The organism is Streptococcus oricebi (assembly GCF_017883985.1).
Classification (GTDB): Bacteria; Bacillota; Bacilli; order Lactobacillales; family Streptococcaceae; genus Streptococcus; species Streptococcus oricebi.
Genome location: NZ_PRDG01000001.1, coordinates 497,561 through 514,150, shown reverse-complemented (window position 1 = coordinate 514,150; position 16,590 = coordinate 497,561). Strand labels below are relative to the sequence as shown.

17 protein-coding genes are annotated in these 16,590 nt (G+C 44.0%); all 17 read left to right on the top strand.

Features of this window, described 5'->3' with window-relative positions:
- Positions 1 to 45: 45 nt before the first annotated feature.
- The 17 genes from C4K46_RS02405 to C4K46_RS02325 all read left to right on the top strand — a co-directional run bounded on the left by C4K46_RS02405 (position 46) and on the right by C4K46_RS02325 (position 16,519).
- Complete coding sequence (locus tag C4K46_RS02405; RefSeq protein WP_209626985.1) at positions 46 to 789, top strand: class I SAM-dependent DNA methyltransferase; 744 nt, start codon at positions 46 to 48, stop codon at positions 787 to 789.
- The gene (locus C4K46_RS02400) at positions 782 to 1,870 is read left to right on the top strand and encodes a nucleotidyltransferase (protein WP_209626983.1); all 1,089 of its coding nucleotides are present in this window, start codon (positions 782 to 784) and stop codon (positions 1,868 to 1,870) included. Before C4K46_RS02405 ends, C4K46_RS02400 begins: the two co-directional genes overlap by 8 nt.
- 341 nt (positions 1,871 to 2,211) lie before the next feature.
- Positions 2,212 to 3,006, top strand: a complete 795-nt coding sequence (locus C4K46_RS02395; RefSeq protein WP_209626981.1) for a DUF6612 family protein — start codon at positions 2,212 to 2,214, stop codon at positions 3,004 to 3,006.
- Positions 3,007 to 3,016: 10 nt separating this feature from the next.
- Positions 3,017 to 3,550 (top strand): hypothetical protein, encoded by a 534-nt coding sequence (locus C4K46_RS02390; protein WP_209626979.1) that lies wholly within the window; start codon positions 3,017 to 3,019, stop codon positions 3,548 to 3,550.
- Positions 3,551 to 3,698: 148 nt separating this feature from the next.
- Positions 3,699 to 4,415, top strand: coding sequence for a YebC/PmpR family DNA-binding transcriptional regulator (locus C4K46_RS02385; protein WP_209626978.1), 717 nt, complete (start codon positions 3,699 to 3,701; stop codon positions 4,413 to 4,415).
- A 79-nt stretch (positions 4,416 to 4,494) separates the two neighbouring features.
- Complete coding sequence (locus C4K46_RS02380; RefSeq protein WP_209626976.1) at positions 4,495 to 5,652, top strand: amidohydrolase; 1,158 nt, start codon at positions 4,495 to 4,497, stop codon at positions 5,650 to 5,652.
- Between the two features lie 67 nt (positions 5,653 to 5,719).
- Positions 5,720 to 6,526, top strand: coding sequence for an amino acid ABC transporter substrate-binding protein (locus C4K46_RS02375; protein WP_209626974.1), 807 nt, complete (start codon positions 5,720 to 5,722; stop codon positions 6,524 to 6,526).
- 118 nt (positions 6,527 to 6,644) lie between these two features.
- Positions 6,645 to 7,481, top strand: a complete 837-nt coding sequence (locus tag C4K46_RS02370) for an amino acid ABC transporter substrate-binding protein (protein WP_209627130.1) — start codon at positions 6,645 to 6,647, stop codon at positions 7,479 to 7,481.
- Between the two features lie 276 nt (positions 7,482 to 7,757).
- Positions 7,758 to 8,591, top strand: a complete 834-nt coding sequence (locus C4K46_RS02365) for a MetQ/NlpA family ABC transporter substrate-binding protein (RefSeq protein ID WP_209626972.1) — start codon at positions 7,758 to 7,760, stop codon at positions 8,589 to 8,591.
- 178 nt (positions 8,592 to 8,769) lie between these two features.
- Positions 8,770 to 10,155 carry a M20/M25/M40 family metallo-hydrolase gene (locus tag C4K46_RS02360; RefSeq protein WP_209626970.1) on the top strand — a complete coding sequence of 462 codons (1,386 nt, stop codon included), beginning with the start codon at positions 8,770 to 8,772 and terminating at the stop codon, positions 10,153 to 10,155.
- Positions 10,136 to 11,200: a methionine ABC transporter ATP-binding protein gene (locus C4K46_RS02355; RefSeq protein ID WP_209626968.1), complete on the top strand. Its 1,065-nt coding sequence runs from the start codon at positions 10,136 to 10,138 to the stop codon at positions 11,198 to 11,200. Before C4K46_RS02360 ends, C4K46_RS02355 begins: the two co-directional genes overlap by 20 nt.
- 53 nt (positions 11,201 to 11,253) lie before the next feature.
- The gene (locus tag C4K46_RS02350; RefSeq protein WP_209627128.1) at positions 11,254 to 11,904 is read left to right on the top strand and encodes a methionine ABC transporter permease; all 651 of its coding nucleotides are present in this window, start codon (positions 11,254 to 11,256) and stop codon (positions 11,902 to 11,904) included.
- A gap of 190 nt (positions 11,905 to 12,094) precedes the next feature.
- On the top strand, positions 12,095 to 12,694 hold the full coding sequence (locus tag C4K46_RS02345; RefSeq protein WP_245335105.1) for an MptD family putative ECF transporter S component: 600 nt from the start codon (positions 12,095 to 12,097) through the stop codon (positions 12,692 to 12,694).
- Between the two features lie 320 nt (positions 12,695 to 13,014).
- Positions 13,015 to 13,863: an SAM hydrolase/SAM-dependent halogenase family protein gene (locus C4K46_RS02340; RefSeq protein WP_209626964.1), complete on the top strand. Its 849-nt coding sequence runs from the start codon at positions 13,015 to 13,017 to the stop codon at positions 13,861 to 13,863.
- Between the two features lie 17 nt (positions 13,864 to 13,880).
- Positions 13,881 to 14,426 (top strand): ECF-type riboflavin transporter substrate-binding protein, encoded by a 546-nt coding sequence (locus C4K46_RS02335; RefSeq protein WP_209626962.1) that lies wholly within the window; start codon positions 13,881 to 13,883, stop codon positions 14,424 to 14,426.
- Positions 14,427 to 14,608: 182 nt separating this feature from the next.
- Positions 14,609 to 15,595 carry an oxygen-dependent tRNA uridine(34) hydroxylase TrhO gene (gene trhO, locus C4K46_RS02330; RefSeq protein ID WP_209626960.1) on the top strand — a complete coding sequence of 329 codons (987 nt, stop codon included), beginning with the start codon at positions 14,609 to 14,611 and terminating at the stop codon, positions 15,593 to 15,595.
- A gap of 207 nt (positions 15,596 to 15,802) precedes the next feature.
- Positions 15,803 to 16,519, top strand: a complete 717-nt coding sequence (locus C4K46_RS02325; RefSeq protein ID WP_209626958.1) for a hypothetical protein — start codon at positions 15,803 to 15,805, stop codon at positions 16,517 to 16,519.
- Positions 16,520 to 16,590: the final 71 nt, after the last annotated feature.

The following is a 16,590-nucleotide window of genomic DNA, read 5'->3' as shown; positions in this document are numbered from 1 at the left end:
TCGGTTGGCTTCTTGCTGGCTGAGTTTATTTTTAAAAGGAGACTTATGACAACTTACGAAACCTTTGCATCGGTTTATGATGCCATTATGGACGAGACCTTGTACGATTTGTGGCTGGATTTTAGCCTGCTGCATTTGCCTAAGGACAAGAAAAAAGTGCTGGAACTAGCCTGTGGGACAGGTATTTTGTCTGTTATGCTGGCTCAAAAAGGCTTTGAAGTAACCGGGCTTGATTTGAGCGCGGAGATGGTTGGCTTGGCCCAAAAACGGGCCCGCAAGGCAGGTCAGGACTTGAATTTCCTGGAGGGCAATATGCTTGATTTGTCAGGTTTGGAAAGCTATGATGCCGTTACTTGTTACTCGGATTCGCTCTGCTATATGGAAGATGAAGTTGATGTTGGCCAGGTCTTTGAACAGGTCTATGCCCATCTGAAACCTGGAGGCCGCTTTCTTTTTGATGTGCATTCGACCTACCAGACAGACCAGGTCTTTCCTGGTTATAGTCATCATGAAAATGCTGAGGACTTTGCCTTTGTCTGGGATACTTATGCCGATGAGGCCCCTCACTCGGTGGTGCATGAGCTGACTTTCTTTATCAAGGAGGCAGACGGTCGCTTTCAACGTTATGATGAAGTGCATGAGGAGCGGACTTATGAACTCTTGACCTACGAAGTTTTACTGGAGCAGGCTGGCTTTAAGCAGGTTCAGATTTATGCGGATTTTGAGGACCAGGCACCCCAGGCAGACTCCAAGCGCTGGTTTTTTGTAGCGGAGAAGGCCGATGATTAGTGGAGTTATCGCTGAATTTAATCCCTTTCACAAGGGACATGCCTACTTATTAGACCAGGCCGAGGGGCTGAAAATTGTTGCCATGAGCGGGAATTTTGTCCAGCGGGGGGAGCCGGCAATTATTGATAAGTGGACCAGGACCCAGATGGCTCTAGACAATGGAGCGGACTTGGTGGTAGAATTGCCTTTTTCTGTCAGTGTGCAGGCCGCAGACTTTTTTGCCCAGGGAGCAGTAGATATCTTAGCCAGATTAGGTATGGATCAACTGGTCTTTGGAACTGAGCAACTGCTTGATTACAATGCTCTGAAAAATAGCTATCAGGATAAGAAAAAGCAGATAGAGGCTTATTTAGCCAGTCTACCAGACTCGCTCAGCTATCCTCAAAAAACGCAGCAGGCCTGGCAGGAATTGCTGGGGCTTGATTTTTCGGGTGACACTCCCAATCATATTTTGGGCTTGGCCTATACCAAGGCTGCTATTGGCCATGCTTTTGACTTAAGGCCTGTTCAACGGCAGGGAGCGGGTTTTCATTCCCTAGCTTTGGATACCGACTTTGCTTCTGCCACAGCCCTGCGCCAAGGGATTGATCAGCCTGATTTTTTGGAAAAATTTAGTCCGGCAGCTCAGCTTATCACAGCGGCAGCTAAGGTGACCTGGCAGGATTATTTCCCTCTTTTGCGCTATCAAATTATGGTACAGAGCGATTTGACCAAGATTTACCAGGTCAACCAGGAAATGGCTGTCCGCTTAAAAGAGGCCATTAAGACCAGTCTGAGCTTTGAAGAGCTGGTGGCTAAGCTGGCCACCAAACGCTATACCAAGGCGCGCGTGCGTAGGCTTTTGACCTATATTTTGGTCCAGGCGCAAGAGGCGCCCCTGCCTCAATCCATTCGTATTTTAGGTTTCAGTCCCCAGGGACAAGAGCATTTATCCAAGATTAAGAGCCAGGTTGACTTGGTTAGTCGTATTGGCAAGGCGGCTTGGGATCAGATGACTCAGCAGGCTGATCGTATTTACCAACTGGGCAATCCCGACTTGCCAGAGCAGAATTATGGGCGAGTTCCTTTAAGAAGCAAATGAAACTGAGAGGCTAAAGCCTTTCAGTTTTTTTGTAAAAAAATGATTACAATATGTCAGAGAACTAACAAAAATGGTCAAAATGTTCAAAACCGTCTAATTTTATGATATACTGACTGGGTAAGTTGCTTACATAGAATAAGTAGTTTTCTCCCTTTTTCTCATTCTTATTGGGAAAAAGGATAAGCAAATAAAAAGAGGAAAATCCAAACAGACGTCCCAATAGGCATACTGAAGCAAGGAGCTTGTATCCTATCTTAGATTGGGAATTTAGCGAAGAAGTTTACTTGCTGTTAGATATTGGGTCCGCCCCTGCTCTTTGTAGCTTATGAAAGGAATTTGATATGAAATTAAGATCTTTCTTAATCTTAGTCTTTTTACCCCTACTTTTTGTTCTGGCTTCTTGCTCTTTGATAAAAGGGCAGTTGTCACACAAGCAAACCTCAAGTTCATCTGGTTTGAAGCATGCCATGAGCACAAGTCAGCTTATAGATAAGATGGACAAGGCTAATCAGAAGCTGACCTCCATGAAAATGAAGGCTGACTTTGCTACCTATGAAGAATCAGATAGTCCTGTATCCAGTCAAGACATGACGGCCAGCTTGATTTATAAAAAAGGAACCGGCGACTTGGTCAAGGGGAAGGCTAGCTTTGATTCTCTCAAAGAGGGGAAGAAAAGCTTTGAAGAAATCGTCATGCCTGGCGGAAGCAATAACCCTGTTTACAGCCGCCAGAGTGAGACCGGGACTTGGGAAAAAATGGTTGCGGAAGATGAAGAGGGGGATTATTACATTCGACCAGATTATTTTAAGGTCTGGAAGGTGTTGAGTGAGATGGCCGATGATTTGAAGGTTAAGGAGGATAGCCAATATTATACTTTAACCCTGACAAGTCAAAATACAGATCTCTTGGGTCTCTTTAAGGAGCAGTTCAACTTAGAATTGAGCAATCTTGACCAGCTAGAGCTAGATAAGTCCTTGACCGTTAAGGTGAATAAGAAGACCTTTTATATGGAGAAGTTTGATTTGGGCTTCAAATATGATGGAGATAGGGGGAAAATCAAGCTCCTCATTCATCTAAAATATTTTTCTTTGAACAAGGTTGATAAAAATGCAATCAAGGTTCCAAGTGATATTTAAGGAGGAGCAGATGGATACATTATTTGACTATCGTTACCGCAAGAAAAACTTCATTAGTCGCTTGTTTTTGGCTACTTTTATATTGGCTTTTACCATTGTTTGGTCCCTAGCGGCCTCGCAATTCTTCCCTGTTTTTGGTGCTAGTGATAGTCACTTTTCCTTTTCACTAGGCAAGATGCTCTTTGTATTTGTTCCCTCCTGCTTTTTTATCCTGAGTTTGTATATGCTGATAACAGCCCTTATCCGCCTTCTACCGCTCAGTATCATTAAAGGAAATCAAGAAGGCTTGATGGTTCGGCCCGGTTATTTTAAAAGTTACTTTCTTAGCTGGTCTGAGATTGAGAGCCTGCGTTATGAGTCGGGGACCTATACCACTTATGATTCTGATTATGGTAGGAGAGATAGCCGCTACGATTATCTCTACATCAAGCCAGTCGATAAAAGGACCCTACGGGTGACGATTTCAGACTTGAATGGCACCATTGATGATCTGGTTTCAGACTTTAAAAAAATCAATCCCAATCTGACGATTAAGGGAATCTAGCTTATTGTAAATCCAGCTACTTTTAAGTGGCTGGATTTTTCCTGATGCTTTATCTGAAAATCTTTTGTCGCCTAGTGAAATTCCTTGGGACTTGTGTTATAATAATAAAGATTTAAAAAAGAATTTTCTATTGAACAAAGGAGATATCATGGGACGTAAATGGGCCAATATTGTAGCTAAAAAGACAGCCAAGGACGGTGCAAACTCAAAGGTTTATGCAAAGTTTGGTGTTGAAATCTATGTTGCAGCGAAAAAGGGAGAGCCAGATCCTGAATCAAATTCAGCCCTGAAATTTGTTATCGACCGGGCCAAGCAAGCCCAAGTGCCTAAGCATGTTATTGATAAGGCCTTGGACAAGGCTAAAGGAAATACGGACGAAACCTTTACCGAAGGGCGTTATGAAGGTTTTGGCCCAAATGGCTCCATGCTGATTGTCGATACCTTGACTTCTAATGTCAACCGGACGGCAGCTAATATCCGCGCAGCCTTTGGTAAAAATGGTGGAAACATGGGAGCTTCTGGTTCAGTTTCTTATCTGTTTGACCATAAGGGGGTAATCGTTTTTGCGGGTGATGATGCCGACAGTATCTTTGAGCTTCTTTTGGAAGCAGATGTTGATGTGGACGATGTGGAGGCAGAAGAAGGGACAATTACAGTCTATACAGCTCCAACAGACTTACACAAGGCCCTGCTGGCCTTACGCGATTCTGGTCTGGAAGAATTCCAAGTGACAGAGCTTGAAATGATTCCCCAGTCAGAGGTGGTCCTTACTGGTGATGATTTGGCGACTTTTGAGAAACTCTACGATGTCCTCGAAGACGACGAAGACGTGCAAAAAGTTTATACCAATGTAGAAGGATTTTAAACCCCAGCCCCTTGTGGGGCTTTTCTTATTTGCTCAAATTATGCTATACTACTTTCAAATGGAAGTGGAGGAGCTTGTCATGGAAAGATTTTACGAAAAATTAAAGGGCATTCGCCAGTATTTGCATCAGCATCCAGAGCTTTCGGGCCAGGAGTTTGAGACAACAGCCTTTTTGCGGGAAGAGCTAGAAAAACTAAATATCAAGGTCTTGGATAGTTCGCTTGAGACAGGGCTAATTGCTGAGATTGGCTCAGGTCAGCCGGTTATCGCTCTGCGGGCGGATATTGATGCCCTTCCTATTATAGAAAAGACGGGCCTGCCCTATGCTAGTCAAAACCAAGGGGTCATGCACGCTTGTGGGCATGATTTTCACCAGACCAGTCTTCTAGGAGCGGCAGAGCTTCTAAAGGCTAGGGAGGAGGAGTTTTCAGGCTGTGTTCGGCTCATTTTCCAACCAGCCGAGGAGACATCTCAAGGGGCGCGTGCGGTCCTTGAAACGGGCTTGCTTGATGATGTGCTGGCTATTGTTGGTTTTCATAATATGCCCCAGTTAAAACCCAACCAGCTAGCTCTAAGTCCCGGTGGAGTCATGGCTGGTGTGGAAAAATTCAAGGTCCTTGTAGAGGGGACCAGCAGTCATGCGGCGCGTCCAGACCTGGGTGTGGATACGATCTTAAGTCTGACTAGTATGATTCAAAATCTTCAAGCTCTACTTGCTCGGACAGTTTCTCCTTTTGAGTCGGCTGTACTTTCGGTAACCCATATCGAGGCTGGGGCAACCTGGAATGTCCTGCCCCAGACGGGCTTTTTTGAGGGGACTATTCGCTCTTTCAATCCAGAGGTCGGCTCCAAGTTGAAGAGGGATTTTATCCGAATTGTGGAAAATACGGCAGCTAATTTTGCGGCCCAGGTAGAGATTGAATGGGACCAGACACCACCGGTAACCTATAATCATACGGAACTTAGCCAGCTCCTTCGAGAAAATGCCCACCAGTTAGAGGGAGTAGAGCTAGTAGAGGCCAGCCCTTCTATGGCTGGGGAGGACTTTGCCTTCTATCAGGAGAAAATACCAGGCGTCTTTGCCTTTATCGGTTCTAATGGAGCAGCTGCTGCGCCAGATTTACATCATGATAGGATGACTATTGATGACGAGGCCTTTAAGGTTTCTGTTCCCTTTTACCTTCAAAGTGCCCTCTTTTTATTGGGGCATTATAAGGACAGGCTATCAAAATCATAAAAAGAATATAATAGGCAGGACTCCTTTCTTTTGCTATGATAAGAAAAAAGAGAGGAGTCCCTTATTGATGAAAAAATTACTTCTTCTAGCTACTTTTCTTAGTCCCTTGCTTTTTGCCTGTCAAAGCAAGCAGGCTGAAAGAAAGTCCGACAAGCAACCTCAAACCATTCTTGTAGCAACCGCTGGTGACATCAAGCCTTTTGCTTTTGAAGAGGATGGCAACTTGACTGGCTATGATATTGAGGTTTTAAAGGCGGTTGATAAGAAATTGCCTGATTATCAGGTGGAATTTAAGCGAACCAGTTGGGAAAGTATTTTTCCTGGCCTGGATAGTGGGCACTACCAAGTTGCGGCCAACAATCTGAGTTATACAGATGAACGGGCAGCAAAGTATCTCTATTCCCTTCCCATTGCCAGAAATCCCCTGGTTTTAGTGACTAGGAAGGGGGCAGCAATTACTTCCTTGGATGATATTGGGGGTAAAAGAACGCAAGACGACACAGGAACCTCAACCGCTAAGCTTGTCACTGACTGGAATCAGCAACATCAGGACAATCCTTCGCTGATTGACTATTCTGGGGAAGATGTGAGCAAGCGTCTGATGGATTTGGACAATGGCGAATTTGACTATCTTATTTTTGATAAAATTTCGGTTGATAGCATTGTGGCTGAAAAAGGCTATAATTTGACAAGTGTTGAGCTTGAAGGCAATCCCTTAAATTATCTGATTTTTGCTAAGGAGAATGCAGCTTTTCAGAAGGAATTTAATAGGGTTATCAAGGAATTGTATCGGGATGGTAGCCTGGAAAAATTGAGCCAGAAATTTTTGGGAGGCTCTTATTTACCCAGTGAAAAAGAGCTATCTGGAAGTTAAGCAGCTCCCTTAGTCATAAAGAAAAACTATCTCGGCCATAAAGAAGTTTTATTGGGCAAAGTCTAAAAATTTTGTTATGATAGAAAAAGACTTTTATGGAGGACAAGCTAAAATGAAATTGGAAAAAACATTAAAATATGTAGCTATTACAGCTGTTGGATTACTGGGTCTGACGGCTCTTGCAGCCTGCTCAGCTTCTAAAAAAGATTCAGCTGGATCTGACTCTTCTAAAAAAACAGTTGTCACAGTGGCAACCAACGCTTCACCAAAGCCTTTCAACTATGAAGAAAATGGCAAGTTGACCGGTTTTGAAATCGAAACCATTCGGGCTATTTTTAAGGATTCTGAAAAGTATGAGGTCAAGTTTGAGACCACTGAATGGTCAGGAATCTTTGCAGGTCTAGATAGTGACCGCTACCAGATGGCGGTTAACAACATCAGCTATACTAAGGAAAGGGCAGACAAGTACCTCTATGCGGCTCCAACCGCTAAGAACCCCAATGTCCTAGTTGTCAAAAAAGACGATAGTTCAATCAAATCCTTGGATGATATCGGGGGCAAGTCTACCGAGGTAGTGCAGGGGACAACCACAGCAGCCCAGTTGGAGAAATATAATGAGGAGCACTCTGACAATCCAACAGAGATTAACTACACCAAGGCAGACTTCCAGCAAATTATGAACCATCTGAATGACGGTAAGTTTGACTACAAGATTTTTGATAAGATTGGTGTAGAGACTGTCATTAAAAACCAAAAATTAGATAACCTCAAGGTGATTGAATTGCCAAGCGATCAACAACCTTATGTTTATCCCCTTCTAGCCAAGGGACAAGATGAGTTGAAAGACTTTGTCAACAAGCGGATTAAGGAGCTTTACGAAGACGGAACTCTGGAAAAACTTTCCAAAGAATTCTTCGGAGCAAGCTACCTACCAGAAGCCGCGGATATTAAATAATTAGCTAGAAAAAGTGGGCAGAAGTTGGTCCTGAAAGGCTTGCGCCAAATGGCCAGTAGCTCAAGCTTCTTTTTAAGGCCTTTTAGAGGTTGGAGATTTTAATCTCCGCCTCTTTTTATATTTCCTCTAAGTCAAATCTAGCTCACAGGGAGAGGCCAAGAGGGCTTCTTTCAGGGTATAGCCTGTAACTATAGATTTCTTTTAGAAAAAACAATTTGTCAGAGGTCTCAAACTATGAGATACTGATAAGGTATTAAATTTTAAAGGAGAAAGCAAATGAAACTAAAAAAATGGTTGGGTCTAGGAGCCTTGATTGCAGTGGCAACTTTGACGTTGGTTGCTTGTGGCTCTAACTCAAAATCAGATGCAAAAACATTAAAAGTTGGGATTATGACCAAGAGTGAAACAGAGGAGGCTCGTTGGAATAAGATTCAAGAGCTCTTGGACAAGGAAGGAATTAAACTCGAGTTTACTGAGTTTACCGACTACTCTCAGCCTAATAAGGCGACTGCTGAGGGAGAAGTTGATATCAATGCCTTCCAACACTACAATTTCCTTAAAAACTGGAACAAGGAAAATAAGGAAGATTTGACAGCTATTGCCGACACCTACCTAGCTCCAATTCGTCTTTACCCAGGACAAGGAGTTAAAAAGGTTGAGGACATCAAGGACGGAGCTGAAATTGCTATCCCTAATGATCCGACTAATGAAAGCCGGGCCCTCTACTTGCTCCAAGCAGCTGGCTTGATTAAGTTAGATGTCTCAGGAACAGAGTTAGCGACAGTTGCTAACATTAAGGAAAACAAGAAAAACCTTAAAATTACTGAGTTAGAGGCTAGTCAAACGGCCCGTTCATTAGAGTCGGTAGCAGCAGCAGTTATCAACAATACCTTTGTTACAGAAGCAGGGATTGACCCTGAAACAGCCCTCTTTATCGAGCCAAAAGATGAAAACTCTAAACAATGGTTCAATATTATTGTAGCCAAAAAGGACTGGAAAAAATCAGACAAGGCCGATGCGATTGAGAAATTGATTAAGGCCTACCATACAGATGAAGTTAAAAAAGTCATCGAAAAATCCTCAAAAGGAATGGACCAACCAGTGTGGTAATATAAGATGTGAGGCCCTTGGCAGACTGTTTTGAAATGGTTATGAAAGAGGGAGTGGGTCCACAAATAATCATAGGTAGTCCGAGCAAGGTTCTTTGACTATCAAGCCTTTAGGAGCTGGAGCCCTGTGTTTCAGCTCCGATTTTGCTATTAAATGTATAGGAGAAAGTGAAGCTTTTATGGTTTTTGCAACAGAGCAAGAGCAGATTGAGAAATTCCAGACAGATGAAGTTACCCAGCATTATTTTGAGGTTTTGCGAACCCTGATTGCTAAGAAGTCAGTCTTTGCCCAGCAGGTAGGCCTCTATGAGGTGGCTCACTATTTGGGAGAAATTTTTACAGCAGCAGGGGCCAAGGTCCAAATCGATGATGCCTACACGGCTCCCTTTGTTATTGCTGAATTTAAATCGTCCAATCCCAAGGCTAAGACCATTATTTTTTACCATCATTATGATACGGTCCCAGCAGATGATGACCAACCTTGGACGGAGGCTCCTTTTACCCTTTCTGTCCATTATGGTCATATCTATGGCCGGGGAGTGGATGATGACAAGGGCCATATCACAGCTCGTTTGACAGCCGTCCGTAGATATTTGAAGCGGATGGGCGATTTACCAGTCAATATCACCTTTATTATTGAAGGGGCAGAGGAATCAGCCTCAACTGACCTGGACAAATACCTTAAAAGACATCGTAAGCACCTGCGCGGAGCGGACCTTCTGGTCTGGGAGCAGGGACGGACCGATGCAAGTGGTCGTCTGGAAATCTCAGGCGGGAATAAGGGAATTGTGACCTTTGATATGGTGGTAAAGAGTGCAGACGTGGATATTCACTCCAGTTTTGGGGGGGTTATCGACTCAGCTTCCTGGTATCTGCTAAACGCCCTAGCTAGTTTAAGAGCGAGCGACGGTCGCCTCTTGGTTGATGGCCTATATGAGGAGATTAAAGAGCCCAATCAAAGGGAAATGGAGCTTCTGGAGACCTATGTCAATGGGGACTATAAGGAACTTCAGCGAATCTATGGTTTGGAGCTCCCACTCTTGGTTAAAGACCGGAAAGACTTTCTCAGACGTTTTTATTTTGAACCGGCCCTGAATATTGAGGGGATGGGAACAGGCTATCAGGGTAAGGGGGTTAAGACCATTTTACCGGCGGCAGCCTTTGCCAAAATGGAAGTACGTTTAGTACCGGGCTTAGAGCCTAAGGATGTACTAAATAAGATTGAGAGGCAGTTGCATAAGAATGGTTTTGATAAGGTGGAGCTCATCTATACCTTGGGTGAGAAGAGTTATCGCTCTGATATGAGCGCACCATCCATTCTAAATGTGATTGAAATCGCTAAAAATTTCTATCCAGCTGGAGTCTCAGTCTTGCCGACAACCGCAGGAACTGGGCCCATGCACACTGTCTTTGAAGCCTTGGAAGCACCGATTGCGGCCTTTGGGATAGGAAATCCCAATAGCCGAGATCATGGTGGCGACGAAAATGTTAAAATTGCAGACTACTACACCCATATTGAACTAATAGAGGAGATAATCGCAAGTTATGACTCATCCAATTATTAAACTAGATCATATTGATGTGACCTTTCATCAGAAAAAACGGACGATTCAGGCCGTAAAGGATACCAGTATCCATATCAATCCAGGGGATATTTATGGAATTGTTGGTTATTCAGGGGCTGGTAAGTCCACCCTGGTCAGAGTGGTCAACCTTTTACAGGTCCCAACTGCCGGCCAGATTACAGTGGACGGAGACCTCCTGTTTGATCAAGGGAAAATTCAGCTGACAGCAGAAGGCTTGCGGCAGAAACGGCGTCAGATTGGGATGATTTTCCAGCATTTTAATCTGATGAACCAAAAGACCGCTCGGGAAAATGTCGCCTTTGCTCTCAAGCATGCGGATATGACTAAGGAGGAAAAGGAAGCCAAGGTCCAGGCCCTACTCGAAAAAGTGGGCTTGGCTGAAAGGGCTGAAAACTACCCCTCCCAACTATCGGGTGGTCAAAAGCAGCGGGTCGCCATTGCCCGGGCCCTGGCTAATGACCCTAAAATCTTGATTTCTGACGAATCTACCTCGGCCCTGGATCCTAAAACGACCAAGGAAATTTTAGGGCTCCTTCAAGAGCTGAATCGGGACCTAGGCTTGACAGTGGTGCTCATTACTCATGAGATGCAGATTGTCAAGGATATTGCTAATCGAGTGGCAGTCATGCAGGATGGACAGTTGATTGAAGAAGGATCAGTCTTAGATATTTTCTCCAATCCTAAAAATGACTTGACCCAGGACTTTATTACCACAGCGACAGGAATTGACGAAGCTTTGGTTAAAATCTACCGGCAAAATATTGTCAAGAACCTACCTGAGGATAGTATTCTGGTTCATCTCAAGTATTCTGGAGCAACGACGGATACTGCCATTGTCAATGACTTGTATAAGAGCTTTGGTGTATCGGCCAATATTCTCTTTGGTAATATTGAAATTCTAGACACCACCCCGGTCGGAGAACTAGTCGGTATCCTGTCGGGAAGTCCAGAGCAGTTGCAGGCAGCAAAAGAAGGACTGGCGGCAGCCAATGTAGCCATTAAGGTTCTTAAAGGAGGCGAATAAGAGTGCAAGCAGTATTAGACTTTATCAAGGAATTTTTACCAAATGTTTATAAGATGGGCTGGTCGGGTCAGGCTGGCTGGGGAACGGCTATTTATCTGACCCTCTATATGACCTTTGTCTCCTTTCTAATCGGTGGACTTTTAGGACTGGTGACTGGTCTCTTTCTGGTCTTGACAGCTCCAGGGGGAGTCTTGGAGAATCGGGTTCTCTACTGGATTTTAGATAAGCTGACCTCGATTTTTAGGGCCATTCCCTTTATCATCCTTCTGGCCCTCCTCTCTCCCTTCTCCAAGGCCATTGTCGGAACAGGAATTGGACCAAATGCGGCCCTGGTGCCCCTCTCCTTTGCGGTCTTTGCCTTCTTTGCTCGGCAGGTTCAGGTGGTGCTAGCTGAGTTGGATGGTGGTGTGATTGAGGCTGCCCAGGCCTCAGGCGCAACCTTCTGGGACATTGTCTGGGTTTATCTAAGCGAGGGTCTGCCTGATTTGATTCGGGTGACAACAGTTACCTTGATTTCCCTGGTTGGTGAAACAGCCATGGCGGGAGCTGTCGGAGCTGGCGGAATCGGTAATGTGGCCATTTCCTACGGTTATCAACGTTTTAATAATGATGTCACCTTTACAGCAACCTTGGTAATTATTTTACTAATCTTTATTATCCAATTTGTCGGTGACTTCCTGACAAAAAAACTCAGCCATAAGTAGCCTGATGCAACTTTAAAACTCGTCCCAAAGCCTATTTAGCAGCTTTTGGGGCGAGTTTTTATCTTTGCAGCCCTAATCTTAAAAAGGAGTTCAAGCTGTGAAAAGACTTTTGCGTAAGGCTTGTCCAAGTCTATACAGTAGCTTCAAATCATGCTATAATGGAGCCAGTAAGATAAAGATGAGGTTAGAAATGACAAAAGAAACGAGTAAACAAACGGCCCTTTTTGCCCTAAGTTACTTTTTAATGATGACATTAGCAGCCCTGCTCAGCCGTTTTGTAGACCAGTCGGGGGCCAAGATTTATGCCCCGGCTCTGACAGCGATTTTTGGTGCGATTCCCTATTTTTACTTTGTTCCTCGCATTGCCCGTTTTGGAGCCATTAGTCTGGTTGGGCTTTTGATGGGCTCTTTCTTTTTGCTGACCGGCCATATCTATCTAGCCCTCTTGCCAGGTTTGATTTTTGGTCTCTTGGCTGATGGTCTGGCCTACTTGGGTTCTTATCAGAAGAAGGTTTACAACCAACTATCCATGCTTTGTTTTTCCTTTGTGACGACAGGTCCGATTTTGCTCATGTGGTTGGCGCGTGATAGTTATATTGCTAGTCTTGTAGCCAGGGGAAAATCGTCTGATTATATCAATCATGTCCTCTTGCCGACCGATGCTAGAACGATTTCTAGTTTTCTGCTTTCGGTCCTGATTAGTGGAGCAATTGGAGCCCTACTAGGCTCTCTAATCTCCAAATATATTTTTTTAAAGCCTAAAAAGCTGGAGCAAGACCAGGAGGATTAAGATCAGGAGGATTAAAATGGAGAGGCTGCTACTGGAGTGGTAGCCTTCTAAAAAGAATAAAATTAGCTTTTTGCTTCTAGCTTGGCTGATAAGAACAGGGGCGGATGGACTTCCTTTTCGGGAGGACCTCCGGTCCCCTTTTCTTTTAGCTATAACAGGCTATAGTTAAGAGCAATTAGAGAAAAATCGGGCTTTTTGATATGATAGAAGTTAGACTGGGGTAGGAAAAAGGCATCATAAGAGAACTTACTAGACCTGATTGGTTCTGGTACGGTCGCCTCTCCCTAGCCCAACAATCAACTTTCCTAGGAAGGATAAAAATGAGTAATAATTTATTAGTTCTACAATCAGACTTTGGCTTGGTTGATGGAGCTGTTTCAGCTATGATTGGGGTTGCCAAGGTCGAATCGTCGACGCTAGACATCCACCATTTAACCCATGAAATTACCCCTTATAATATTTTTGAGGGGGGCTACCGGCTCTTTCAGACTATCAACTATTGGCCAGAAGGGACAACCTTTGTCTCTGTTGTCGATCCAGGAGTTGGCTCTAGTCGCAAGAGCGTTGTGGCCCTGACCGCAACTAATCAGTATATTGTCACCCCTGATAATGGGACCCTTTCCTTTATTAAAAAGCATGTGGGTATCCAGGCTGTACGTGAAATCTCTGAGGTCGTCAATCGTCGGAAGGATACCGAGCATTCCTATACCTTCCACGGACGCGATGTCTATGCCTATACAGGAGCTAAGCTAGCCAGCGGCCACATTAGCTTTGAAGAGGTGGGGCCAGAACTTCCGGTAGAGGGCATTGTTGAGTTGCAAGTGGTCGATACGGTCTTTGAGGAAAATCTCGTTCGTGGAGCGGTTGATATCCTAGATGTTCGCTTTGGTTCCCTTTGGACTTCGATTACCCGAGAAGAATTTACAGCCCTGAAACCAGAATTTGGTCAACGTTTTGAGGTCACCATCTACAATAACGATATGCTGGTCTATCAAAATCAGGTGACCTATGGCAAGTCCTTTGCCGATGTTAGGATTGGTCAGCCCATTCTTTATATCAACTCGCTTTATCGGGTCGGTCTGGCTATCAACCAGGGTTCTTTCGCCAAGGCCTACAATGTAGGAGTTGGGGCCCAGTGGCATATCGAAATCAAGCGCATTGAAAACTAAGCTAGGAGAGTGATAAAATGAAGGATAATTCTATTAAAAATGTTGTTGCAACAGGAATTGGAGCGGCCTTGTTTGTAGTGATTGGGATGATTAGTATCCCGACTCCTGTTCCCAATACCAGTATCCAATTACAATATGCCTTGCAGGCCCTCTTTGCTCTGATTTTTGGTCCCTTGGTCGGCTTGTTAACGGGTTTTATTGGCCATGCAGTCAAGGATGCTCTGCAATACGGTAGCCCCTGGTGGAGTTGGGTGCTGGCCAGTGGTTTATTTGGCCTCTTTGTTGGCCTGCTTAAAAACCAAATTCAGCTTAGACAGGGGAATTTTTCTAGCAAGGAAATCTTGAAATTTAATCTGGTTCAATTTGTAGCCAATGCTTTGGTTTGGCTTGTAGTCGCTCCAATTGGAGACATCTTAATCTATAAGGAACCGGTGAACAAGGTTTTTGCCCAAGGCTTGGTAGCTACCCTCAGTAACGGTCTGACTGTCGGAGTTGCGGGAACTCTTCTTCTCTTGGCTTATGCGCGGACCCAGACTCAAACAGGTAGTTTGAAAAAAGATTAGTTGATTTTTGAGAGCAAAAGTCAAGCCTGAATTTCAATATTTCGTAGAAGCTCGAGACTTTTGTCTTGAGCCTTTTTAAATTTCCAGTCAAAAAAATTGCCAGTTGGCTTTGTTGAGGAGTATAATGAAGTGATGAATTATAAATTCTGACAATTTTATATAGAAAAGAGAGTTGAAATCTTATGGCAAAAGATATTCGCGTCCTACTTTACTACAAATACCTACCGATTGAGAATGCTGAAAAGTTTGCAGCTGATCATTTAGCCTTTTGTAAGTCGATTGGCCTCAAGGGTCGGATTTTGGTGGCTGATGAAGGTATCAATGGTACTGTTTCTGGTGACTATGAAACCACTCAAAAATACATGGACTACGTTCACAGTCTACCTGGTATGGAAGATTTGTGGTTCAAGATTGATGAGGAAGAGGAGCAAGCATTTAAGAAGATGTTTGTCCGTTATAAAAAGGAAATTGTCCATCTGGGTCTGGAGGACAATGATTTTGATGATGACATCAATCCTTTGGAAACGACAGGTGCCTATCTTTCGCCTAAGGAATTTAAGGAAGCTCTCTTGGATGAAGATACAGTTGTTTTAGATACTCGTAATGACTATGAGTACGATTTGGGCCACTTCCGGGGGGCTATCCGTCCAGATATTCGCAACTTCCGCGAACTGCCACAATGGGTCCGTGATAACAAGGAACAATTTATGGACAAGCGGGTCGTGGTCTACTGTACAGGTGGGGTCCGCTGTGAGAAGTTTTCTGGCTGGATGGTACGTGAAGGCTACAAGGATGTCGGCCAACTTCATGGTGGCATTGCAACCTATGGGAAAGACCCTGAAGTGCAAGGAGAGCTCTGGGACGGTAAGATGTATGTCTTTGATGAGCGGATTGCTGTTGATATTAACCATGTAGATCCTCGCGTCATCGGAAAAGACTGGTTTGACGGGACACCTTGTGAGCGCTATGTCAACTGTGGCAATCCTTTCTGTAACCGTCGAATTTTGGCTTCTGAAGAAAATGAGCACAAGTACCTCCGTGGCTGTTCGCATGAATGTCGTGTCCACCCCCGCAATCGCTATGTTGCTGAGCACCAATTGACCCGTGACCAAGTCCTTGAGCGCTTGGCCCTTATTGGTGAGACCTTGGATGACTTGGTTGCCAATTAAATATGAAAAAGCTAGAGCTAATCTGGCTTTTTTCTATATATTTATTAAGAATGAGGGTCTTATCAGGCGACATCTGGACAAGGCTAATCAAAGTGTTCTTTTTTGGCAAAAAGAGAAAGAAGGTCAGGTTTTTTTGTGATAAAATGGAAGGTAGAGTGTCTTTAAGCATCAGAGTCTCCAAAAAGAAAATTAGTAATAGAGGTATGAATGATGAAAAAACGATTATTAAGTTTTTCCTTACTAGGTCTGAGTCTAGCTCTTTTGGTCTTGCTGGGAGCTTGTAGTGCTCAACAGGAAGTGGATATCAAGAGAAGCGAGAAGCAAGCCCAACTGGAAGAGGATTTAGAGCCTGTCTTTGCCCTCTTTACCGATAAAAAAATCAAGGACAAGGCTTATGTGGCAGTGACCGAGCAGGCCACAACAGATATAAAGGATAGTAAGAGCCTAAAGCAGTTAAGCAACTACCAGCTTGATTTAAAGCTAACTGACAATGGCTATGTGGGGAAAATCAATCTGGTAGATCATAGTAGCTATGTCTGGTATCAAAAGGGGAGTCTTTATAAGGATGAAAAGTATAGTCAAAAATTAGAGGACTACCAACCACTTTTTGACCGTCTCAATCTAACTAGGAACTATCTGGGCCAATTGGATGTAAAAAATAGTGCCAAAAAACCAGATGCAGATATTCTAGAAATCAGCTATCTGGAAGACAAACAGTCGGAAAATCTCAAGCAAATCAGAAAGGACTATGGTCTATCAGATTCAGCCACTGCGACCATTACCCTCAAGCGCAAGTACAATGCGGCCAAAAGGTATGCCTATAGTCTTAAGTATAGCGTCAAGGATTCTGAAAAGGACCAGAAGGTCGAATACCAGTTTTCTTTTGAACTTAGCTCGCCCTACAAGGCTAAAAAGAAAAAGTAAGCATGCTGCTTTCCCGTCTACTTCGGGGCTGGAAGACAAGTTTCAGATGAGTCCAAAGACATGAAATCCCA